This window comes from Streptomyces sp. NBC_01707, from assembly GCF_041438805.1.
In the GTDB taxonomy this organism is placed as follows: Bacteria; Actinomycetota; Actinomycetes; order Streptomycetales; family Streptomycetaceae; genus Streptomyces.
Genome location: NZ_CP109190.1, coordinates 1510555 through 1532129, shown reverse-complemented (window position 1 = coordinate 1532129; position 21575 = coordinate 1510555). Strand labels below are relative to the sequence as shown.

The 21575-nt window shown below is 70.8% G+C and carries 20 protein-coding genes; 14 read left to right on the top strand and 6 right to left on the bottom strand.

Annotated features, from left to right (window positions below; translation table 11 throughout):
- The first annotated feature begins 20 nt into the window (after positions 1 to 20).
- Positions 21 to 299, top strand: a complete 279-nt coding sequence (locus tag OG963_RS07100) for a metal-sensitive transcriptional regulator (RefSeq protein ID WP_030924588.1) — start codon at positions 21 to 23, stop codon at positions 297 to 299.
- 33 nt (positions 300 to 332) lie between these two features.
- Here the strand turns inward: OG963_RS07100 and OG963_RS07095 are convergent, their stop codons facing one another.
- From OG963_RS07095 to OG963_RS07085, 3 genes are read right to left on the bottom strand one after another with little or no spacing between them, the layout of a single operon-like run.
- Entirely contained in the window at positions 333 to 1115 is a 783-nt protein-coding gene (locus tag OG963_RS07095; RefSeq protein ID WP_093770336.1) for a sulfite exporter TauE/SafE family protein, read from the bottom strand.
- Positions 1112 to 1471 carry a rhodanese-like domain-containing protein gene (locus OG963_RS07090; RefSeq protein WP_093772099.1) on the bottom strand — a complete coding sequence of 120 codons (360 nt, stop codon included), beginning with the start codon at positions 1469 to 1471 and terminating at the stop codon, positions 1112 to 1114. The genes OG963_RS07095 and OG963_RS07090 overlap by 4 nt, the downstream gene beginning before the upstream one ends.
- A gap of 53 nt (positions 1472 to 1524) precedes the next feature.
- The gene (locus tag OG963_RS07085) at positions 1525 to 2937 is read right to left on the bottom strand and encodes an MBL fold metallo-hydrolase (RefSeq protein WP_093770337.1); all 1413 of its coding nucleotides are present in this window, start codon (positions 2935 to 2937) and stop codon (positions 1525 to 1527) included.
- Between the two features lie 489 nt (positions 2938 to 3426).
- On the opposite strand from OG963_RS07085, the gene OG963_RS07080 reads away from it, so the two are divergent.
- From OG963_RS07080 to OG963_RS07045, 8 genes are all read left to right on the top strand, one after another.
- The gene (locus tag OG963_RS07080; RefSeq protein WP_093770338.1) at positions 3427 to 4251 is read left to right on the top strand and encodes an LLM class F420-dependent oxidoreductase; all 825 of its coding nucleotides are present in this window, start codon (positions 3427 to 3429) and stop codon (positions 4249 to 4251) included.
- Between the two features lie 92 nt (positions 4252 to 4343).
- Entirely contained in the window at positions 4344 to 4772 is a 429-nt protein-coding gene (locus tag OG963_RS07075; protein ID WP_093770339.1) for a TIGR03668 family PPOX class F420-dependent oxidoreductase, read from the top strand.
- 402 nt (positions 4773 to 5174) lie between these two features.
- Complete coding sequence (locus OG963_RS07070) at positions 5175 to 7850, top strand: beta-N-acetylglucosaminidase domain-containing protein (protein WP_371798661.1); 2676 nt, start codon at positions 5175 to 5177, stop codon at positions 7848 to 7850.
- 214 nt (positions 7851 to 8064) lie between these two features.
- Positions 8065 to 9033 carry an NADPH:quinone oxidoreductase family protein gene (locus OG963_RS07065; RefSeq protein ID WP_093770341.1) on the top strand — a complete coding sequence of 323 codons (969 nt, stop codon included), beginning with the start codon at positions 8065 to 8067 and terminating at the stop codon, positions 9031 to 9033.
- Positions 9030 to 10223 (top strand): acyl-CoA dehydrogenase family protein, encoded by a 1194-nt coding sequence (locus OG963_RS07060; RefSeq protein WP_319326254.1) that lies wholly within the window; start codon positions 9030 to 9032, stop codon positions 10221 to 10223. The genes OG963_RS07065 and OG963_RS07060 overlap by 4 nt, the downstream gene beginning before the upstream one ends.
- Positions 10220 to 11347, top strand: coding sequence for an acyl-CoA dehydrogenase family protein (locus tag OG963_RS07055; protein WP_371798660.1), 1128 nt, complete (start codon positions 10220 to 10222; stop codon positions 11345 to 11347). The genes OG963_RS07060 and OG963_RS07055 overlap by 4 nt, the downstream gene beginning before the upstream one ends.
- A 298-nt stretch (positions 11348 to 11645) precedes the next feature.
- Positions 11646 to 12539: a phosphatidylinositol-specific phospholipase C/glycerophosphodiester phosphodiesterase family protein gene (locus tag OG963_RS07050; RefSeq protein WP_093770345.1), complete on the top strand. Its 894-nt coding sequence runs from the start codon at positions 11646 to 11648 to the stop codon at positions 12537 to 12539.
- Between the two features lie 134 nt (positions 12540 to 12673).
- Positions 12674 to 12868 carry a hypothetical protein gene (locus OG963_RS07045; protein WP_030924608.1) on the top strand — a complete coding sequence of 65 codons (195 nt, stop codon included), beginning with the start codon at positions 12674 to 12676 and terminating at the stop codon, positions 12866 to 12868.
- A gap of 332 nt (positions 12869 to 13200) precedes the next feature.
- Here the strand turns inward: OG963_RS07045 and OG963_RS07040 are convergent, their stop codons facing one another.
- The gene (locus tag OG963_RS07040; protein WP_030924611.1) at positions 13201 to 13563 is read right to left on the bottom strand and encodes a DUF779 domain-containing protein; all 363 of its coding nucleotides are present in this window, start codon (positions 13561 to 13563) and stop codon (positions 13201 to 13203) included.
- 277 nt (positions 13564 to 13840) lie between these two features.
- Between OG963_RS07040 and OG963_RS07035 the strand changes: the two genes are divergently transcribed.
- From OG963_RS07035 to rbsD, 5 genes are read left to right on the top strand one after another with little or no spacing between them, the layout of a single operon-like run.
- Positions 13841 to 14857, top strand: a complete 1017-nt coding sequence (locus tag OG963_RS07035) for a LacI family DNA-binding transcriptional regulator (protein WP_371798659.1) — start codon at positions 13841 to 13843, stop codon at positions 14855 to 14857.
- Positions 14854 to 16398, top strand: a complete 1545-nt coding sequence (locus OG963_RS07030) for a sugar ABC transporter ATP-binding protein (RefSeq protein ID WP_093770347.1) — start codon at positions 14854 to 14856, stop codon at positions 16396 to 16398. The genes OG963_RS07035 and OG963_RS07030 overlap by 4 nt, the downstream gene beginning before the upstream one ends.
- Positions 16388 to 18340: a substrate-binding domain-containing protein gene (locus OG963_RS07025; protein WP_371798658.1), complete on the top strand. Its 1953-nt coding sequence runs from the start codon at positions 16388 to 16390 to the stop codon at positions 18338 to 18340. The genes OG963_RS07030 and OG963_RS07025 overlap by 11 nt, the downstream gene beginning before the upstream one ends.
- A gap of 35 nt (positions 18341 to 18375) precedes the next feature.
- Positions 18376 to 19281 (top strand): ribokinase, encoded by a 906-nt coding sequence (locus OG963_RS07020; RefSeq protein ID WP_093770351.1) that lies wholly within the window; start codon positions 18376 to 18378, stop codon positions 19279 to 19281.
- Entirely contained in the window at positions 19278 to 19667 is a 390-nt protein-coding gene (rbsD, locus tag OG963_RS07015) for a D-ribose pyranase (protein WP_371798657.1), read from the top strand. Before OG963_RS07020 ends, rbsD begins: the two co-directional genes overlap by 4 nt.
- Before the next feature lie 313 nt (positions 19668 to 19980).
- On the opposite strand, the gene OG963_RS07010 is transcribed toward rbsD, so the two are convergent.
- Both OG963_RS07010 and OG963_RS07005 read right to left on the bottom strand, forming a co-directional pair.
- Positions 19981 to 20841: a hypothetical protein gene (locus tag OG963_RS07010; RefSeq protein WP_256223296.1), complete on the bottom strand. Its 861-nt coding sequence runs from the start codon at positions 20839 to 20841 to the stop codon at positions 19981 to 19983.
- A complete protein-coding gene (locus OG963_RS07005) occupies positions 20831 to 21559 on the bottom strand; it encodes a 2OG-Fe(II) oxygenase (RefSeq protein ID WP_093770353.1) in 729 nt (242 codons plus the stop codon). The genes OG963_RS07010 and OG963_RS07005 overlap by 11 nt, the downstream gene beginning before the upstream one ends.
- Positions 21560 to 21575 lie beyond the last annotated feature (16 nt).

The following is a 21575-nucleotide window of genomic DNA, read 5'->3' as shown; positions in this document are numbered from 1 at the left end:
GGGTATTCGAAGGAGGATGTGTGGAATTCGACATGGCGGCCGACGAACTGAAATCGGTCCTCAATCGCCTTCGCCGTGCTCAGGGCCAGCTTGCCGCGATCATCAGGATGATCGAGGAAGGCCGGGACTGCGAGGACGTCATCACCCAGATGGCAGCCGTCTCACGCGCGCTCGACCGAGCGGGTTTCGCGATCATCGCGACGGGCCTTCAGCACTGCATGGCCGACGACACCGCCGAACCGGCCGACCGGAACCAGATGCGCGCCCGGCTGGAGAAGCTGTTCCTCTCGCTCGCCTGAGCCCGGATCCCGGTCCGTCGTCGACGGCGTGGCTCAGACCACGGCATCGACGAGCATGAAGAGCGCAACGGCGAGCAGCGATGCGCCGAAGATCCGCTGGAGTGCGGCGGTGGACACCTTGGCGGCCAGACGCTTGCCGTCCCAGGCCCCGAGGACCGCCGTCGCCGTGAATGGGGCGATCACCGCCCAGTCCAGCGAGGTGGGGGTGGTGAGCCGCGTGGCCAGGGCGGCCGTGGAGTTCACCGTGATGACGAGCAGGCTGGTACCGACCGCTGCCGTCATGGGAAGGGCGAGGACGGTGACCAGCGCGGGCACGGCGAGAAATCCGCCGCCGACCCCGAGGAACCCGGTCACGGTCCCGAGGCCGGCCCCGGCGCGCACGGCCCGCCCGGCGTCCGTACGGTCGGCAGGGTCCGGGGCGTATGCCTCGGCCGTGGTCGCCTCGCACCGCGCAGGCGCCCGTGGTCGGATCATCCGCACCGCGGCCACGATTGCCAGCACGGCGAACGCCGCCGTGAGTACACCCGCCGGAATCCGGACCGACATGGCCCCGGACACCGCCGCCGGCACGATGCCCGCCATCGCGAAGAGTCCGCCGGTTCGCCAACGGACGTGGCCGTCCCGGGCATGCGCCACCAGCCCGGTCAGGGAGGTCGCGATGACGATGAGCAGAGCGGCGGTGGTGGCCGCGCCCGGGGTGAAGCCGAGCAGATAGATCAGTGCGGGAACGGCGAGCACACTGCCGCCGCCACCCAGCCCACCCAGCGCCAGACCGACCACCGCACCGGCGACCAGGGTCAGGATCAGGGTGGTCATGCGACGGTGCCCGCCGCTCCGTGACGGTTCCGCACCGGCAGCCCCTCGGCCGCCCAGGCGGTCATGCCCCCGGTGACGTCGACGGCGTCGGTGCCGCGTCCGGCGAGGATGCGGGCGGCCCGCCGGGAACGGTGGCCGGAACGACAGATGACCACCACCGGGCGGCCCGAGGTCGAAGCGGGCAGTGTCTGCCCGGCGGCGAGCCGGGAGAGCGGCAGATGGACGGCGTCCGGAGCGTGTCCGGCTTTCCATTCGGAGGTTTCGCGTACGTCGAGCAGGACCGCCGCGCCATCGGCGGTCCGCCGACGGGCCTCGGCCGGGGTGACGCGGCCCGGGCCGCGCCGGAAGAAGGGCATCAGGGAAGGCATGGGGAAGTGCTCCAGGAGTGCAGGACGGAGAAGTTCGACGGTCAGGCGGCGGCCGGCGCGGTGCCGGTCTTGCTGGCGGGTGCGCCGGATGCCGGAGCGGCGATCGTCAGACCGGCGGCCTCCGCGGCGGCGAAGCCGTCGTCGACGGCCACGACCTCACGGTCGGCGGCGTCCAGCAGCGACGCCGCGATCGCCGCCCGCATCCCGCCCGCGCAGTGCACCCACACCTTGCCGCCCGGGACGTCGTGCAGCCGCTTGGGCAGCTCGTGAACCGGGATGTGCACCGACCCGACGACAGCTCCGGCCCGGCGTTCGGAGTCCCTGCGGACATCGAGAATCACCGGCTGCTCGCCACGCTCGCGTGCCGCGGCCAGGCCCGCGAAGTCCGACCTGCGGAACGAGCGCAGTTCGTCCGTGGTGCGCACCCAGGTCTGCGGGTCGCCGGTCGCAACGGCCACCGGGCGGCCGATGCCCACCCGGGCCAGCTCGCGCTGGGCGTGCGCGACGTCGTCGGCGGTGTGCGCCAGCAGGGTGACCGGCCTGCCCCAGGGGATCAGCCAGGCCAGATACGTGGCGAGTTGGCCCTCGCCCTCGAAGTTGAACGAACCGGCGACATGCCCCTCGGCGAACGCCACTCTGCTGCGCAGATCCACCACCCATTCACCTGCGGCCAGCCGTCGCGCGATCTGCTCGGCGTCGGCCCGGGCGGGCGGGATCAGATCGATCGGATCGGGACCTGCGGCGTTGGCCGGGCCCATGTGCGCGTAGTAGGCGGGGACGTCGTCCAGGCCGGCGAGCAGCTCGGCGACGAATGTGTCCACATCCTTGACGAGCGCGTCGTTGCGGGCTCGCTCGGCACCGATCGTCGTGGTGTCCCCGTCGGCCTGCGCGGAGGAACAGAAGCTTCCGAAGCCGTGGGTCGGCAGCACGGGCACGGCGTCGTCGAGCTCGTCGGCGAGGCGGTGCGCGGAGGCGTGCTGGGCGCGGGCCAGCACGGCGGTGAGCCGGGGCTCCACCAGGTCGGGCCGGCCCACGCTGCCGATCAGCAGCGAACCGCCGGTGAAGGCAGCCACAGGGCGGCCGTCCTCCTCCAGCACGTACGAGGTGTGGTGCGGGGTGTGCCCGGGAGTGGCCATCGCACGCACTGTCAGCCCCTCGTCGACCGGGGCGGTGTCCCCGTCGGCGACCGGCACCCGGTCGAACGAGACCGGCGCGGCGGCGGGCACCAGGTATGCGGCCCCGGTGACACGCGCCAGCTCAAGGCCGCCGGTCACGTAGTCGTTGTGCAGATGCGTCTCCACGACCAGGGCGATCCGCACGCCGCGCCGTGCCGCTGCGGCGATGACCCGGTCGATGTCGCGGGGCGGGTCCACCACCAGCGCGGAGTGCCGCCCGCCCGCCAGATAGCTGCGGTTGCCGAGGCCGGCGGTCTCCATGGTGTCGACGAAGAACACGGCGTGATTCCTTCCGTACGGGTTACCCCGGGGGGTATCTCTCTCCGAGATTAGCACTTATACCCCGGGGGGTATTTAGAGCTCCGGTGTGACGTGCGGAACGACGGGCGGCCGTCGCGGACCCGGCGCCGCCGGGCGCGAGGTCGTCCCCGCGCCGGCCACCCGCTGCGAGGCGGTTGTCGACGCCGCGGGCCGGGGGTGCGCGTACCGCTGTGCGGGCAGGACCGGCGATCGTGCTCCGCGGTCGTCGGGCACTGCGCATCGCGGACGCGGGGGATTGCGTGCAGCCACGCCGACGCGTCGCGCGTGCGCGTTCGAGCAACACGAGCGCGCAGCGAACCCGCGAGGCGTTCATGCGGTCACCGAGCCGGGGAGGCGGCTCCGCGATGGTTCTCCCGGGTGGTCATGGAAGCGGGAGCGCCGGGGGCGGGTAGTGAACAGATCTGTGCCACCCGTTCCTTCCCGTACTCAATCCTCGACGGAGCCGCCGTGAAATTCGGGGTATCGACGTTCATCACCGACCAGGGAATCAGCCCGACCTCGCTCGGGGCCGCGCTCGAAGAACGATCCTTCGACTCGTTGTTCATCGCCGAGCACAGCCACATCCCGGTCGACCGTCAGACGCCCTACCCGGGCGGCGGTGAACTGCCGGGGATGTACTACCGCACGCTGGACCCCTTCGTGGCCCTGACCGCGATCGGCGTGGTGACCGAGCGGCTGCTGCTGGGCACCGGCATCGCCCTGATCCCACAGCGGGACCCGATCACCACGGCGAAGGAGGTCGCTTCGCTCGATCTGATCTCCGGTGGCCGCATGATCCTGGGTATCGGTGTCGGCTGGAACCGTGAGGAGATGCGGAACCACGGAACAAATCCCTCGACCCGTGGCCGGCTCACCGACGAGCGACTGCGCGCCATGCGAGAACTGTGGACCTCGGAGAGAGCCGAGTTCCACGGTGAGTTCGTGAATTTCGATCCGGTCTTCGCATGGCCCAAACCCGTACAGCGTCCCCATCCGCCGATCTACGTCGGCGGCGGCGAGGGAGCGTTCCCGCGGGTGGCGCAACTCGGAGACGCATGGCTGGCCAACAGTGCGTCGCCGCAGGAGCTCGGTCCAAAGATCGAGCGGCTGCGCGCACTTGCCGAGCGAGAGGTGCCGGTGACGGTGTACGCGGCTTCCGACGACCCCGGTCAGATCGAGGGTTACATCGGTCTGGGCGTCGAACGGCTGCTGCTCTACCTGCCGACGATGCCCGAGCGCGAGACGCTGGAGCACCTCGACCGGCTGGCCGAAGTGGCTGCCCGGTACCGCTGAGGAACCGGAGGCGACTGCATCTCGGGACGTGGGGGCGATCCGGAAATCCCCGACCGTCCGCCGTGATTGCCGCAACTGCCGTAAGGGGAGCGATGCCCGCTCTGACGAGCGCCGAGGCCCGGGAGAGATTCGCCTCGGCGCGCATCGCCCACCTGGGCACGATCGACGAGGCCTCCCGCCCGCACCTGGTACCGGTCGTGTTCGCCCTGGACGGCGACACGGTCGTGCTGGCCGTGGACCACAAACCGAAGCGGACGACGCGGCTGAAACGCCTGGCCAACATCGCCGCCAACCCTTCGGTCTGTCTGCTCGTCGACCGCTACGAGGAGGACTGGGACCGACTGTGGTGGGTGCGGGCCGACGGCGAGGCCCGGGTACTCCCGTCACCCGACCGCTGCTCCGAGGCCGCCCGCTGCGTCGGCCTGCTCAGGGCGAAGTACCGGCAGTACGCCGAGCACCCTCCGGACGGACCGGTGGTCGAAGTCTCGGTTCTGCGGTGGAGCGGCTGGCGCGCGTCGTGAGCGGGCCGCACACGTGGTCCGCCGCCCGCCGGGCGTTCGGAGACAACTTCGCGGGGGAGAGCGGTAGTTGGCCGACGTGTTGTTGCACGGCGCGTGCGGTGGGCCTCGCGACGGATCTGCCGAGTCGAACACCTCCGTGATCTGCTCCGGCTCCTGGATGACGCCGACCGGAGCCGTCGTTGTGCCGCCGCGATCGGGCCGGCGGCTCCCGTGTCCCCGGCGGCCGCTCCGGCCTGCGAACCATGACCCGGCAGAGCGCGTATCGCCACCCTCTTGCGAAGACAAAACACCAGGTCCAGGCGTTGATGTTGTCCAGACCATTGACATGTCGGCGCCACGATGTTGAATTCGGTCTCGTTGTGTTGCGCGACTCTGGTGACTTGAGTGACCCATGGAGGACCTGTGACGCCTCGCCCACCCCGTCTCACCGCGCTCGCCGCGGCCGCGAGTCTGCTCGTCGGTGGCCTGCTGACCGCCGCACCGGCCGCCCAGGCCGCCGACAGCGGCCGGACGGACGCCCTGACGAATGCCGCGACCGGCCGACGCACTCCGGCCATCACCCCGACCCCGCAATCGGTCAGGACCCGGTCCGACCGGATCACGATCAGCCCCACCGTCACCCTCGTGACGGGCGACACCTCCGACGAACCCTCCGTGAAGGTCGTCGAAGCCGCGCTGCGCCGGGCCGGAGCGCAGCGGATCGTACGGAGCGACAGCCCCGGCAGAAGCGGACTCACCGTCCACATCGGTGTCTCCGCCGCCCTCGGCGCCCAGCACATCGAAGGCCCCGACGCGCTGCCCGCCGACGGATACGTCCTCGGCATCGGCGCCGACCGCATCGTCCTCGCGGGCAAGGACACCACCGGCACGTACTACGCCGCCCAGACCCTCCGTCAGATCCTGCCGCGGCAGAACCACCCCGGCACCAAGGTCGACGGGCTTGCCGTGCGCGACTGGCCGGGCACCGCGCTGCGCGGCGTCATCGAGGGCTTCTACGGCACGCCTTGGTCCCACGCAGCCCGCCTCGACCAACTCGACTACTACGGCGAGCACAAGATGAACATCTACGTGTACTCGCCGAAGGACGACGCGTATCTCCGTGCGAAGTGGCGCGACCAGTACCCCGCCGATCAGCTGGCGCAGATCAAGGAACTCGCCGACCGGGCCGTGCAGCGGCACGTCGAGTTCACCTACGCCCTCTCGCCCGGACTCTCCGTCTGCTACAGCTCCGACGCCGACGTCAAGGCGCTCGTCGACAAGTTCCAGACGATCTGGGACATCGGTGTACGCACCTTCGCCGTCCCGCTTGACGACATCAGCTACACCGACTGGAACTGCGCGGCGGACAAGGAGAAGTGGGGGACCGGCGGCGGTGCGGCGGGTGCCGCGCAGGCGTACCTCCTGAACAAGGTGAACAAGGAGTTCATCGCCACGCACCCAGGAGCCCAACCGCTCCAGATGGTGCCCACCGAGTACTACAACGTCACCGCCTCGCCCTACAAGACGGCGCTCGCCGAGCAGCTCGACCCGGATGTCCTCGTCGAGTGGACGGGTGTCGGCGTCATCGCACCGACGATGACCGTCGCCCAGGCCAAGGACGCGCGCACGGTCTTCAACCATCCGATCCTGACCTGGGACAACTACCCGGTCAACGACTACGTCACCAACCGGCTGCTGCTCGGCCCGTTCAACGGCCGCGAGAAGGGGCTGCCGGCGGAGCTGGCCGGGATCACCGCGAACCCGATGATCCAGCCGTACGCCTCCAAGCTCTCGCTCCACACCGTCGCGGACTACTCGTGGAACGACGCCGCGTACGACGAGCGGGCCTCCTGGCTGCAGGGGTTGAAGGAGTACGCGGGCGGCGACGCCCGCACCGAGAAGGCGCTGCGGGCGTTCGCCGACGTCAACTACAGCTCGGCCCTGAACAAGCAGGAAGCACCCGACCTGGCCGCCGAGTTCGCCCGCTATTGGAAGTCCGGCGACGCGGCGCGGCTCGCCTCGGTCCTCCGTGACCTGGGCCAGGCACCGGACCGCCTGCGCAGCAGCCTCCCGGACCGCGGGTTCATCGACGACTCCGGTCCTTGGCTGGACGCCACCGAAGCCTGGGCGACCGCGACCCGCACCGCCCTGCACATGGTCGAGGCGGCGCGTGCCGGAAAGGGCGCGCAGGCCTGGGAGCTCCGTCGGCAACTGCCCGCACTCGTCGCCGAGGCGAAGTCCTTCACCTACACGGGCCTTGACGGCCGCAAGGTGCCGGTCGTCGTCGGCAGCGGAGTGCTGGACGGATTCGTGGACAAGGCGAACGCGGAACACGACCGGATCATCGGTGTGAGCGGCAGGCCGACGGCATCGACCAGCCTCGGTACGTACCAGACCAACACCGTCGCCCGGATGCTCGACGGCGACGACTCGACGTACTTCTGGAGCGACGCGGCCCCCGTCGCCGGTGATCAGCTCACCGTCGACCTGGGCCGGGCACGGGAGGTCGGCGACATCACTCTCGCCATGGCCAAGCCCGGCAGCGTCGGCGACTACCTCCACGACGGCGTGCTGGAGTACTCCGTCGACGGGCAGAGCTGGCAGCAGCTCACCACGTTCTCCGGGAAGCCGGACGTCACCGCGGCGGCCCCCGGAGGTACGAAGGCCCGCTATGTACGGGCGCGGGCGACCGCGGACCAGACGAACTGGCTTGTCGTGCGTGAGTTCGGCATCGAGCTGAAGGACGGTGCGGTGGCCGGCGGACCGCCCGCCGCCACCGGATCCGTCCTGCGCTCGGCGGCCGACGGCGACCTGGACACCGTTTACCGGGCGGCTCGCGCGCCCGAGGCCGGTGAGGCGCTGGAGCTGGGGCTCGGCTCCGCGCGCTCCGTCGGGTCCGTCACCGTCCTGCAGCCCGCCGGTTCGGACGCCCTCGCCGACATCCAGCTACGGGGCGCCGACGGAACCTGGCACACCGTCGGTGACCTCGACGGTCCGTACACCAGGGTGAACACGACCGGTCGCACGGCCGATGCGGTACGTCTGGCCTGGCGCGCCGGGTCCGGAGCACCGCAGATCGCCGAGCTGGTGGTCGGCTGAACCCGTAGGGCCGTCCGAGCGGCCCACGACACCGGCCGGCTCCGCTCCGGCCGGCCGCGCGCCCCGCATCCCCGGACCTCTCGGGGCGTGCCGGGCGCGCGGCCATGTCCTGGCCCGGCCGAATCGGTCCGGGCAGGCTGTTCCCAGGTGGGCAAGCGACCGCTTAGTATGCGCCGGAGCAGTGGTAATGCCGACAGTGTTGTGGAGGCCCCTCATGCAGGCATGGCGAGTGCACCGGAACGGCGAGCCGAGCGAGGTGATGCGGCTCGAGGAGACGGACCGGCCCACGCCCGGCAACGGACAGGTGCTCCTCAAGGTGCTCGCGGCGAACATCAACTTCCCGGACGCGCTGCTGTGCCGCGGCCAGTACCAGGTACGGCCGCCCCTGCCGTTCACCCCGGGAGTCGAGATCTGCGGCGAGACGCAGGACGGGCGCCGGGTCCTCGCCACCCCCGCCCTGCCGAACGGCGGCTTCGCCGAGTACGTCGTCGCGGACGAGGCGGCTCTGCTGCCCGCCCCGGACACCCTGGACGACGCCGAAGCGGCGGCTCTGCACATCGGTTATCAGACGGGCTGGTTCGGACTGCATCGCAGGGCGCACCTCCAAGCGGGCGAGACCCTTCTCGTGCATGCCGCGGCGGGCGGTGTCGGCAGCGCGGCCGTCCAGCTCGGCAAGGCCGCCGGGGCCAAGGTCATCGGTGTCGTCGGAGGCCCCGAGAAGGCCAAGATCGCCCATGAGCTGGGCTGCGACCTGGTCATCGACCGTCGTACCGAGGACATTGTCGCGGCGGTCAAGGAAGCCACCGGTGGCCGCGGCGCCGATGTCGTGTACGACCCGGTCGGCGGCGACGCGTATGCCAAGTCGGTGAAGTGCATCGCCTTCGAGGGCCGGGTGATCGTCGTCGGCTTCGCGAGCGGTGTCATCCCCACCCCGGCGCTCAACCACGCACTGGTCAAGAACTATTCGATCGTCGGGCTCCACTGGGGTCTGTACAACACCAAGGACCCGGCCGCGGTTCTCGCCTGCCACCAGGAGCTCACCGCGTTTGCGGCGCGCGGTGTCATCAAACCGCTGATCAGCGAGCGTGTCGCGATGGACGGCGCGGCGGACGCGGTCCAGCGTGTGGCCGACGGCACGAGCACCGGTCGTATCGTCGTCCTTCCGTCGGGAGTCGCCCGATGACGGCCATCGACGCGCCCGAACTCCGCCGCCGCACCCGGGAGCTGCTCGCCGCACACCCCCCGGCCACCACCGGGCGCACGGACTTCCTGAGGGCCCGTTTCGACGCCGGCCTCGCGTGGGTGCACTATCCGGCCGGGCTCGGCGGACTCGACGCACCCCGCTCCCTGCAGCCGGTCGTCGACGCCGAACTCGCCGCGGCGGGCGCCCCCGACAACGACCCGCGCCGCATCGGCATCGGCCTCGGTATGGCCGCCCCCACCATCCTCGGCTTCGGCACCGACGAGCAGAAGCGGCGCTTCCTGCGACCCCTTTGGGTCGGCGAGGAGGTGTGGTGCCAGCTGTTCAGCGAACCGGGCGCCGGGTCCGACCTGGCCGCGCTGGGCACCCGCGCGGTGCGCGAAGAGGCCGACGGGGACTGGATCGTCGACGGCCAGAAGGTCTGGACGTCCAGCGCCCATGTGGCCCGCTGGGCGATCCTCATCGCCCGCACCGACCCGGACCTGCCCAAGCACCGCGGCATCAGCTACTTCATCTGCGACATGACCGACCCGGGTGTCGAGGTACGGCCGCTGCGTCAGATCACCGGCGAGGCCGAGTTCAACGAGGTCTTCCTCACCGGCGTACGCATCCCCGACAGCCGGCGGCTCGGGCCGGTCGGCGCCGGCTGGAAGGTCGCCCAGACCACCCTGATGAACGAGCGAGTCTCGATCGGCGGATCCCGGATTCCGCGCGAGGGCGGCATGATCGGCCCGGTTGCCAGGACCTGGCGCGAGCGTCCCGAACTGCGCACCCACGATCTCCATCAGCGGCTGCTCACCCTCTGGGTCGAGGCCGAGGTCGCCAGGCTGGCCGGCGAGCGGCTGCGCCAGCAGCTCGTCGCCGGGCAGCCGGGCCCCGAAGGCTCCGGCATGAAACTCGCCTTCGCCCGGCTCAACCAGGAGATCAGCGGACTGGAGGTCGAACTCCTCGGCGAGGAAGGGCTGTTGTACAGCGACTGGACGATGCGCCGGCCGGACCTGGTCGACTTCACCGGACGCGATGCCGGCTACCGCTATCTGCGGTCCAAGGGCAACTCGATCGAGGGCGGCACGAGCGAGGTTCTCCTGAACATCGTCGCCGAACGCGTTCTCGGGCTGCCTGCCGAGCCGCGTAACGACAAGGACGTCGCCTGGAAGGACCTGTCCCGATGACAGCACAGACCGAAGAGACCGTGGCGCCCGATCTGCTGTACTCGGAGGCCGAGGACGATCTGCGGGCCGCCGTGCGGTCGTTGCTCGCCGATCGGTCCGACGCGCCGACGGTGATAGCCCGCATCGAGTCCGACACGCCGTACGACCCGCAGCTGTGGAGGGCTCTCGGCGCCGACATCGGCACCGCCGGGCTGCTCGTGCCGGAGAAACTCGGCGGCCAGGGCGCGGGCCATCGCGAGGCTGCGGTCGTCCTCGAGGAACTCGGCCGCAGCGTGACTCCCGCTCCCTATCTGACCAGCGCGGTCGTCGCGACCGAGACGCTCCTCGCCCTCGGGAGCGAGGACGGTCCGGTCGCCGAACTCCTTGCCGAGCTCGCCGCAGGACGCAAGGTCGCGGTCCTCGCCGTGCCGTTCTCCGCGGCGCCGGAGGGCAGCTCGGCGGCCGAGGCCGTGACCGGCTCGCTGGACGGCACCGTCACCGCGGTCGCCGACGCGGCCGCAGCAGATGTGCTGCTCGTGCCGACCACCGACGGCCTGTACGCGGTCGAGACGGATGCGCCGGGCGTCACCGTCGAGCCGCTCGTCGCGCTCGACCGGACCCGCCCGCTCGCCACCGTCACCCTCGCCGCCGCCACCGGAACATGCCTCGCCGGCACGGAGGCGGCGCGCTCCGCACTACGTCGCGGGCTGCTCGCCGGTGCCGGCTTGCTCGCCTCCGAGCAGCTCGGCCTCGCCGAGTGGTGCCTGACCGAGACGGTCAGGTACACCCGCGAACGGCACCAGTTCAACCGGCCCATCGGGTCGTTCCAGGCGCTCAAGCACCGGATGGCGCAGCTCTGGCTGGAGGTCGTCTCGGCCCGCGCCGCCGCACGGAACGCCGCGGACGCACTTGCGACCGGCAGCCCCGACACGCCGCTCGCGGTGGCCGTGGCACAGGCGTACTGCTCCAAGGTCGCGGTCCACGCAGCCGAGGAGTGCATCCAGCTGCACGGTGGCATCGGTATGACGTGGGAGCACCCCGCGCACCTGTATCTGAAGCGGGCCAAGGCCGACGCGATCGCGTACGGCACGGCCGGAAGCCACCGTGAGGCGATCGCCGAGCTGATGGAACTGCCCGCGCCGTAGCTGAACTGCGCCCAGGGCGGCGGGATGTGGGGCGGGGGCACGTGTCACGTGTCCCCGCCCCTTCGTCGTTCCGAGCGGGGTGGCCGCGCGGTGCAGACACGAGCGCGACCGGACAGGACCAGGGCAGTCCGACCCCGCCCCCGCGCCGCCCACGAGCCCGTCCGCCCGGGGGAACGGCAGACGACCGACGGTCGACGACCGCGTCAACTCTTGGCAGGTACCTGCTCAGTGGTGTGTTCCGGACCCATACTCGGTCGCGTCCGCCCCATCGGTCCGCACCTCGTTCCCGGGAGAATCCATGACGTTCCCGAGCCGCCGTCGCGTCGTCACCACCGCCCTTGCCACCCTGGCCGCAGGCGCAACCGTCCCTCTTCGGTCCGCCGCGGCCGCCGCACCCGTCGCAGCGCGGCACCGTCCGCCCCTGCGCCCGCTGCGACAGGCGCACGCACACAACGACTACCTCCACCCGCACCCACTCCACGACGCCCTCTCGCACGGGTTCACCAGCGTCGAGGCGGACATCTTCCTCGTGGACGGGGAGTTGCTCGTCGCCCACGAAACCACCGACCTCGACCCCACCCGGACCCTTGCGTCGCTCTACCTGGACCCGTTGCTGGCCAGGGTCGGGGCCAACCGCGGCACGGTGTACGCCGGCCACCGCGAACCCGTGCAGCTGCTCATCGACATCAAGACGGACGGCGCCGCCGCCTACCTCGAGCTCGACCGGCAACTGCGGCGGTACCGCCGGATGCTGACCTCGTACCACGACGGCCGGGTACGCGCAGGCGCAGTCACCCCCGTCATCTCCGGCGACCGGGCCGCCCGGGTCCCGATGGAGGCGCAGCGCACGCGCCTCGCCTTCTACGACGGCAGGCTCGACGACCTCGGCACCGCGGCGACGGCCTCGTTCATCCCGCTCATCAGCAGCAACTGGACCGAGAGCTTCGGCTGGCTGGGCACGGGCCCGTTCCCCGCCGTCGAACGGGACAGGCTCCGCGCCCTCGTCGGTGCTGCCCACCGCGCTGGGCAGCGCGTCCGCTTCTGGGCGACGCCCGACGTCGCGGGTCCCGAGCGCGACGCCGTCTGGACCGAACTGCTGGCGGCCGGGGTGGACCATCTCAACACGGACGACCTGGCAGGCCTCGAGCTCTTCCTGCGCGCGAGGAACAGCCCTGTCCGGCAAGGCGCCTGACGAGCCGCACGGCCTGCGGCGGTGACAGTCAGTCAACACCCGGATGGCGGACACGCCAGTCCGCCGGATGGCCCCTTCGTTACGCCACACTGGCGGCCGAATGCCGCATTCCGGCGCGGCGGAGGAGGTTGGCCATGGCCATTTCGATCTCACTGGTGCTGTTACTGCTGGTCCTTGCGGTGATCTTCCTCCGCAACGGGGGACTGAAGCTCTCGCATGCGATCGTCTGCGCGCTGCTCGGATTCTTCCTGGCGGGGACGAGCATGGCGCCGAGCATTCAGGAGGGGCTGACGGCCACAGCCGACGTCGTGAGCAGCCTCAAGCCCTGACCGGACTCGTCGTGGCGCGGTGAAGTCGTCATGAAACACAGGGCACTTCCGTGAACACCTCAAGGGGGTCGCATCCGGCGCCTGGCGGCGGTGCGACCCCGTACGCAGGCCGGCTTCATCGGCGACGGCGGCGTCGGCACCTCGCCGCGGTCGACTTCCGCACCGGCGAAGCCGCCGACGCCGACTGACGGGCACGGGCTGCTCGTACAAGAACAACCGGGCGCCGATCACTGTCGGTCCCGACGGCGTGGCGTGCGTCGGCGTGTTCAACCGCGTCGTGGCGGTACGCGACACGGGGTGACGTGCGGCGTCCGGCGCGTGGCCCGCGCGGATCAGACGCCGACGAGGCGCGACCGGATCAGGAACCGGACCCCCTCCGGTGCTTCCAGCGAGAACCCGCTGCCGCGCCCCGCCACCACGTCGACGATCAGCCGGGTGTGCGCCCACACCTCGAACTGGCTCTTCGACATCCAGAAGGGGACGCGCTCCGCGACCCCGTCGACGGTGAGCGAGGCGAGCAGCACGTCGGAGTTGCCGGTACGGAACTCGCCGTCCTGGTAGCACATGGGCGCACTGCCGTCGCAGCAGCCGCCGGACTGGTGGAACATCAGCGGTCCGTGGGCCTCGCGCAGCCGCCGCACCAGATCGGCGGCTGCGGGGGTGAGCTCCACGAGCGGTGCGTCCGAGGGGGTCACGTGTCGGCCTTTCGCTGTCCGATACCGATGCGATGGCTCCAGGTAACCCCGCACGACGTTGCGTGGAGGTTGCACGGCAACAAGTTTCAGCCCCGAGGGTGACGCTCATATGAGCACCACTTCATTACGGTTATGTCTCGCTGTGTCGGCAGGGTCTTGCTTCTGGGGCATGTAATCGTTTCCAATCGTTCGTGTAATCGTTTCCACGAGCTGCGGCACCGACCGTGCCGTCCGCTGGATCCGATGCTCACGGAAACCACAAGGAGGTGGTCCGGAAGTGGCGAGCATCAAAGATGTCGCAGCCGAGGCGGGCGTGTCCGTCGCCACGGTGTCGCGTGTCCTCAACAGCCATCCGTCCGTCAGCCCCGACGCGAAGGCCCGCGTCCTCGCCGCTGTCGACGCGCTCGGCTACCGTCCCAATGCCGTCGCCCGGTCGCTGCGCACCGACCAGACGCGCACCCTCGGGCTGATCATCAGCGACGTACTGAATCCGTACTTCACCGCGCTGGCCCGCTCCGTCGAGGAAGAGGCGCGCGCCCTCGGGTACAGCGTCATCATCGGAAACGCCGACGAGCGGCCCGAGCTGCAGGACCACCACATCCGTACGCTCCTCGACCGCCGCATCGACGGGCTCCTCGTCTCGCCCACCGACGGCGGCTCCCCGCAGATACTCGATGCCGCACGTGGCGGCACCCCCATGGTGTTCGTGGACCGCTGGATTCCCGGGGTGGACGTTCCCGTGGTGCGCGCCGACGGTTGTCCCGCCGTGCGGGACCTCGTCGCCCATCTGCACCGCCTCGACCACCGCCGGCTGGCGATCATCGCAGGCCCGGCTGCCACCACCACCGGCAGCGAGCGCGTCGAGGCCTTTCGCGACGCCTTGGGTGAGCTCGGGCTTCCGCTGCCCGACGCCTATATCGGCCAGGGCGACTTCCAGGCGGACAGCGGACGCCGTGCCACCGAGCGGTTCCTGGCCCTGCCCGAGCCGCCCGACGTGGTCTTCGCCGCCGACAACCTGATGGCCCTCGGCGCACTGGACGCGATCCGGGCGCGTGGGCTGCGGGTTCCGCAGGACATCGCGCTCGCCGCGTTCGACGACATTCCGTGGTTCGTCCACACCGATCCGCCGGTCACGGCGATCGCCCAGCCGACCGGAGACCTCGGCCGAGCAGCCGTACGGGCGCTGGTCGACGTCATCGAGGGCCGGCCCCCGCAGTCCGTCACCCTTTCCGCCCGTCTCGTCGTACGCAGGTCGTGCGGCGAGCCCGCTTCGAACCCGAGGAGCAACCTGTGAGCAGCCAGGACGAGTTGCTGCGCATCGAGGGAATACGAAAGACCTTCCCCGGCGTGGTCGCGCTGGACTCCGTCGACTTCGACCTGCGCCGCGGCGAGGTGCATGTCCTGCTCGGTGAGAACGGCGCAGGCAAGAGCACGCTGATCAAGATGCTCTCCGGCGCCTACCGCCCGGACAGTGGACGGATCCTGGTCGACGGGAACGAGGTGCGTGTCCACGGCGCCCAGGACGCCGAACGGCTCGGGATCGCCACCATCTACCAGGAATTCAACCTGGTGCCGGAGCTGACCGTCGCCGAGAACATCTTCCTCGGCCGCCAGCCGCGGCGCTACGGCATGATCGACCGCAAGAAGATGGAGGCGGACGCCGAGGAACTCCTGCGCCGGGTCGGCGTGAATGTCTCACCGAGGGCCAAGGTGCGCGAACTGGGCATCGCGCGGCTCCAGATGGTGGAGATCGCCAAGGCTCTCAGTCTCGACGCCCGTGTCCTGATCATGGACGAGCCGACCGCCGTGCTGACCAGCGAAGAGGTGGAAAAGCTCTTCCGGATCGTCCGGCAGCTGCGCGCTGACGGCGTGGGGATCGTCTTCATCACCCACCACCTGGAGGAGATCGCGGCACTCGGCGACCGGGTCACCGTTCTGCGCGACGGCCGCAGCATCGACCAGGTGCCCGCCTCGACACCCGAGAACGAGCTCGTACGGCTGATGGTCGGACGCAGCATCGACCAGCAGTATCCGCGCGAACGCCCGGAGACGGGCGAAGCGTTGCTCTCCGTACGCGGGCTGACCCGGGGCGGCGTCTTCCACGACATCAGCTTCGACGTGCACGCCGGAGAGGTCGTCGGACTCGCCGGACTCGTCGGCGCCGGCCGCACCGAGGTCGTCCGCGCGGTCTTCGGCGCCGACCACTACGACGCGGGGAGCGTCGAGGTGCGCGGCGAGCGGCTGGGCAAGGGCGACGTGAACGCGGCCATGGGCGCCGGGATCGGGCTCGTGCCCGAGGACCGCAAGGGGCAGGGCCTCGTGCTCGACGCCTCGGTGCAGGAGAACCTCGGCCTGGTCACGCTGCGTTCGGCCAGCCGCGGCGGTCTCGTGGACCTCAAGGGGCAGCGCATCGCCGCCGCCCGGATCGCCGCGGAGCTCGGTGTACGGATGGCAGGCCTCGGCCAGCACGTCCGCACTCTGTCCGGCGGCAACCAGCAGAAGGTCGTCATCGGGAAGTGGCTGCTCGCCGATACCAAGGTGCTGATCCTCGACGAGCCGACCCGAGGCATCGACGTCGGCGCGAAGGTCGAGATCTATCAGCTCATCAACCAACTGACGGCCTCCGGCCACGCGGTCCTGATGATCTCCAGCGACCTTCCCGAAGTCCTCGGCATGAGCGACCGGGTTCTCGTCATGGCCCAGGGCCGGATCGCCGGTGAACTGCCCGCGCACGAAGCGACCCAGGACGCGGTGATGGCGCTCGCCGTCAGCGGTCCGTCCGCAACAACCACCCCAGATGTGAACGATGAAGTGGAGGGCTCCCGTGGCCACTGACACGCTCAAGAGCAATACGGGCGCAAGTGGCGCCTCGGCGCTCCGCCGCATCCTGCTCGACAACGGCGCGCTGAGCGCCCTGGTGGTCCTGGTGGTGGCGATGTCGCTGCTCTCCGGCGACTTCCTCACCACGCAGAACCTGCTGAATGTCGGTGTACAGGCCTCCGTGACGGCGATTCTCGCGTTCGGCGTGACCTTCGTCATCGTCTCGGCAGGTATCGACCTGTCCGTCGGCTCGGTGGCGGCGCTCTCGGCGACCGTACTCGCCTGGATGGCGACGTCCGAGGGCGTCCCCGTGTGGATCGCGGTGATCCTGGCCGTGGTCACGGGCATCGCCTGCGGTCTGGTCAACGGCGCACTCGTCTCGTACGGGAAACTCCCGCCGTTCATCGCCACGCTGGCGATGCTCTCGATCGGCCGTGGCCTGTCCCTCGTCATCTCGCAGGGCAGCCCGATCCCCTTCCCCGACTCCGTCTCGGTGCTCGGTGACACGCTCGGTGGATGGCTGCCCGTCCCCGTCCTCGTGATGGTCGGTATGGGGCTGGTGACGGCGGTCGTCCTCGGTCGCACCTACATCGGCCGTTCGATGTACGCCATCGGCGGCAACGAGGAAGCGGCCCGGCTCTCGGGCCTGCGCGTCAAGCGGCAGAAGCTCGTCATCTACGCCCTGTCCGGGTTCTTCGCCGCTGTCGCAGGCATCGTCCTCGCCTCCCGCCTGGTCTCCGCGCAGCCGCAGGCCGCGCAGGGGTACGAGCTGGACGCGATCGCCGCGGTCGTCATCGGCGGCGCCAGCCTCGCGGGCGGCGTCGGCAAGGCCTCCGGAACCCTGATCGGCGCGCTGATACTCGCCGTTCTCCGCAACGGCCTCAACCTGCTGTCCGTCTCAGCTTTCTGGCAGCAGGTCGTCATCGGTGTCGTGATCGCGCTCGCGGTCCTGCTGGACACGGTGCGCCGTCGGGCCGGCGGTGGGTCCGCGACGTCGGCGCCCTCGTCCGGTGCTTCCGGGCCACGGGGCAAGGGAGCCGCGAAGATCGCGATCGCCGCGGTATGCGTGGCGGCCGTCGTCGCAGCCGTGTCCTTCTTCAACTCCGGCAACTCCGGTACGACCACCAAGGTCGGCATGTCGCTCTCCACGCTCAACAACCCCTTCTTCGTCCAGATGAAGGCGGGCGCGCAGGCCGAGGCGAAGGACGCGGGCATCGACCTCACGGTGACGGACGCGCAGAACGACGCGTCGCAGCAGGCCAACCAGCTGCAGAACTTCACCGGTGCAGGAATGCAGTCGATCATCGTCAACCCGGTCGACTCGGACGCGGTGGGACCCGCGGTGCGGGCCGCCAACAAGGCCGACATCCCGGTGGTCGCGGCCGACCGCGGCGTCAACAAGGCGGAGACGGCGACGCTCGTCGCCTCCGACAACGTCGCGGGTGGCAGGCTCGCCGCGAAGGCGCTGGCCGACAAGCTCGGTGGCAAGGGCGACATCGTCGTCCTCCAGGGCACCGCGGGCACCTCCGCCAGCCGCGAGCGTGGCAAGGGATTCACCGAGGGGCTGAAGGCCTACCCGGGGATCAAGGTCGTCGCCTCCCAGCCCGCGGACTTCGACCGCACGAAGGGTCTGGACGTCATGACCAACCTGCTGCAGTCCCACCCCCGCATCACCGGTGTCTTCGCCGAGAACGACGAGATGGCGCTCGGCGCGGTCAAGGCGCTCGGCAGCAAGGCCGGCAAGTCCGTCGACGTCGTCGGGTTCGACGGCACCCCCGACGGTCTGAAGGCGGTCGCCGCGGGCACCCTGTACGCCTCGGTCGCCCAGCAGCCGAAGGAACTCGGGAAGATCGCCGTGCAGAACGCGGTGGAGGCCGCGCGCGGCAAGCAGGTCGACAGCACGGTCAAGGTGCCGGTGAAGGTCGTGACGGAGAAGAACGTCGCCGACTTCTCCTGACCGGACCCTCGCACCTCAGTGAAAGGAGGACAGTGATGCGCGACTACGACCTGCTGGTCGTGGGGTCGGCCAACGCCGACCTGGTGATCGGCGTCGAGCGTCGACCCGCGCCGGGCGAGACCGTGCTCGGTTCCGATCTCGCCGTCCACCCCGGCGGCAAGGGAGCCAACCAGGCCGTCGCCGCCGCCCGCCTCGGCGCCAGGACCGCGCTGCTCGCCAGAGTCGGCGACGACGCCCATGGGCGGCTGCTGCTGGAATCGCAGCGGGCGGCCGGTGTCGATACCGGTGGTGTCCAGGTCGGCGGTGCGCCCACCGGCGTCGCGCTGATCACGGTGGACCCGTCGGGTGACAACAGCATCGTGGTCTCGCCCGGGGCCAACGCCCGGCTGACCCCCGGCGACATCCGGGCCGCCGACGGCCTGCTCGCCGGCGCGCGGGTCGTCTCGGCACAGTTGGAGATCCCCCTGGAGACCGTGGCCGAGGTCGTACGCACCCGGCCGGCCGGTTCCCGGTTCGTACTGAATCCGTCGCCGCCCGCACCGCTTCCCGCGGACGTGCTCGCCGCCTGCGACCCGCTGGTCGTCAACGAGCACGAAGCCCGGTTCACGCTCGGCGACGCCGCGGGGCCGGGACCCGCGGACTGGGCGCGAGGGCTTCTCGCACTCGGCCCGCGGTCGGTGGTGGTCACGTTGGGTGCGCAGGGCGCGCTTGTCGCCGACGGTCGCACGGGCACCGTGGTGCTGGTCCCCAGCCCCCGGGTCGACGCGGTGGACACCACCGGCGCCGGCGACGCCTTCACCGCCGCCCTCGCCTGGCGGCTCAGCCTGGGCGAGGACCTCGCGACGGCTGCTGCCTTCGCCGTGCGCGTGGGCGCCGCCGCGGTCACCAGGGAAGGCGCGCAGGCGTCCTTCCCGACCGCCGAGGAGGTGTCCGCGCTGTGAAGAAGGCAGGAATCCTCAACCGTCATCTGGCCGGGGCACTGGCCGAACTGGGCCACGGCGACGGGGTCCTCGTCTGCGACGCGGGCATGCCCGTCCCGGCCGGGCCGCGCGTCGTCGATCTGGCGTTCCGCGCCGGGATCCCATCCTTCGCCGACGTGCTCGAAGGGCTGCTGGACGAGCTGGTGATCGAGAGCGCCACGGCCGCGCACGAGGTGCGGGAGGCGAATCCTGAGGCCGCCCGGCTGCTGGCGGGGTGCCTCCCGGATCTGGAGCTGGTCGCACACGACGAGCTCAAGGCGCTGTCGGCAGGGGCGCGGCTGGTGGTACGTACCGGAGAGGCGCGGCCCTACGCGAACGTGCTGCTGCGCTGCGGCGTCTTCTTCTGATACGTGTGCGCGCGAGTGGGGCCCGGTACCAGGACAAGGTGCCGGGCCCCACTGCGTGTCCTGGCGGTCCACCGGCTCAAGCGCGGCCGTGCCTCCGGCACCGAGGCCGAGGGCACGGGCCACCCCGAACTGCCGACCTCCGCCTGCTCCGGGCTTCCCGGGTGGGGTCGCCATGCCTTGCGGCCGCCGGGGTGACCGGGGGAACCCTGGTCCGGATCGCCCCGTCGGCCTTCCAGGATGTCGTCGACCACCTCGACTGGCGGCCGCTTCGCGACGAGGCCTCCTGACTCGGCACGGCGAGCACTCCGACGTGTCACCCCGGCCGGGCAGCGGTACCACCGGTCGGCGCAGGCCGCCAGGAGGTCACCCAGCCGCGGCGTGCGCTCCACGTGCCACCGTCGGCGCTCGCGCCGCGCAGACCGTCCAGGACGTCTGCTCCGGCGAGCGCGAGCAGGCGGGTGTCCTGGAGTGAGGCGAAGGCAACCGTACGGTCAGGGGCCCAGTCGGTGTTCCGGCGCAGTCGACGGGCCAGTTGGGCGAAGCCGAGCGGGGCGGCGGCGATCACCCAGGCATCAGGTGTCTGACGGGTCAGCCTCGTTGCGGGGCGTAGCCAGGACGCCGCCGACTCGGGCCAGTCGACCACGGCCAGGACCGTTCCACCGCCGGCCTGCCAGGCGGTGGTGAAGGCCTCGGCCGCCGTTCCGGACGCGTCGTCGCGGCTGTGACCGACGGACACGGTCTCGATGCGGGACCCGGGGTACCTCAACAGGTCGATGAGTGCGGTGAGTTCGGCCTCGGTGTGCGGGGACGGGAACGGCAGGTCGCCGTACTCGGCGAGATCCGAGGCGGGGATCAGAGGTGAGCGGTGCTGCTGCTGCCGCTCCTCGAGGGTGTCCATGATGGATGCGCTCTCCCGGTTCCGTTTCCAGCGGGCGTACCTCGCGGGCAGGCACACCGCGCAAGGCCGGTAGCCGGCCCTGATCGCGGTGGTCTCGTCCGGGAAGAAGACCCGACGCGCGACATAGTGGCCACGGGCGAGGGCCCGCAGGGCGGACGGGCAGTCCAGTCGGCCGTACAGTCGCCCGCGCCGGTGCCCTCCGAGACTGCCGGGTGTGGTACTCCGGTACGGCACTCCGTCCGCGCCGAGCAGGGTGTACGCGCGCTCAGGCGGCATCGTGGAAGACCAGTCCCAGCGCATGGCGGCGGCCGGAGCGGACGGTGCTGACCCCGTGCCGCATCGCACCTGCCGACCACCCGCGTCTGGTGGCCACCGGGCGGTCGCGCGTCGTGAAGATCAGTCCGTGGCCCTGATCGAGGACGTTGGTGGTGCCGCGCGACTGGGCGCGCGGACGCTGCTCGACGAGCAGGAACTCCCCGCCGGTGTAGTCGGTGCCGTACGCGTCGAGACCGATCACGACCTGGAGAGGGAAAAGCATGTCGCCGAACACATCACGGTGCAGGGCGTTCCAGTCGCCCTCCTCGTAGCGCAGCAGGATCTGGGCCGAGCGGTCCTGCCCCGCTTCGTGACACATGGACACCCATTCCTCCAGGGTGTCGGGCCAGGGTGCGGGGCGGCCGAGCCGAGCGGCCCAGTCGCGGGCGACGGTCAGCAGGTGCGGGTAGAGCGCGGCGCGCAGTTCGGCCACCGGCCGGGGCAGGTCATGGGTGAAGTACCGGTACCGGCCGGAACCGAAACGGTGGCGTGCCATGTCGACCGTCGTCCGGAACAGGTCTTCCTGGTCGTAGAGTTCGCTGATCTCGGCGCACTGGGCGAGGGTGAGGAGGCGTGGCGTGAGCGCGCATCCGTGGGCGTCCAGTTCTTCGGCGAGGTGCGCCCAGTCGGCCGTGTCCACCTGTCTGCGGGTGCGGGTGATGTCGGTCTCGCTGCTCATCGGTGTGCTCCGGTAG

What these genes read in the sequence shown, in the direction of transcription:
- OG963_RS07095 (WP_093770336.1), bottom strand. Translation starts at nt 1,115, where the DNA reads ATGACCACCCTGATCCTGACCCTGGTCGCCGGTGCGGTGGTCGGTCTG.
- OG963_RS07090 (WP_093772099.1), bottom strand. Translation starts at nt 1,471, where the DNA reads ATGCCCTTCTTCCGGCGCGGCCCGGGCCGCGTCACCCCGGCCGAGGCC.
- OG963_RS07075 (WP_093770339.1), top strand. Translation starts at nt 4,344, where the DNA reads ATGCCCGCTCTGACGAGCGCCGAGGCCCGGGAGAGATTCGCCTCGGCG.
- OG963_RS07065 (WP_093770341.1), top strand. Translation starts at nt 8,065, where the DNA reads ATGCAGGCATGGCGAGTGCACCGGAACGGCGAGCCGAGCGAGGTGATG.
- OG963_RS07060 (WP_319326254.1), top strand. Translation starts at nt 9,030, where the DNA reads ATGACGGCCATCGACGCGCCCGAACTCCGCCGCCGCACCCGGGAGCTG.
- OG963_RS07055 (WP_371798660.1), top strand. Translation starts at nt 10,220, where the DNA reads ATGACAGCACAGACCGAAGAGACCGTGGCGCCCGATCTGCTGTACTCG.
- OG963_RS07050 (WP_093770345.1), top strand. Translation starts at nt 11,646, where the DNA reads ATGACGTTCCCGAGCCGCCGTCGCGTCGTCACCACCGCCCTTGCCACC.
- OG963_RS07045 (WP_030924608.1), top strand. Translation starts at nt 12,674, where the DNA reads ATGGCCATTTCGATCTCACTGGTGCTGTTACTGCTGGTCCTTGCGGTG.
- OG963_RS07020 (WP_093770351.1), top strand. Translation starts at nt 18,376, where the DNA reads ATGCGCGACTACGACCTGCTGGTCGTGGGGTCGGCCAACGCCGACCTG.
- OG963_RS07010 (WP_256223296.1), bottom strand. Translation starts at nt 20,841, where the DNA reads ATGCCGCCTGAGCGCGCGTACACCCTGCTCGGCGCGGACGGAGTGCCG.
- OG963_RS07005 (WP_093770353.1), bottom strand. Translation starts at nt 21,559, where the DNA reads ATGAGCAGCGAGACCGACATCACCCGCACCCGCAGACAGGTGGACACG.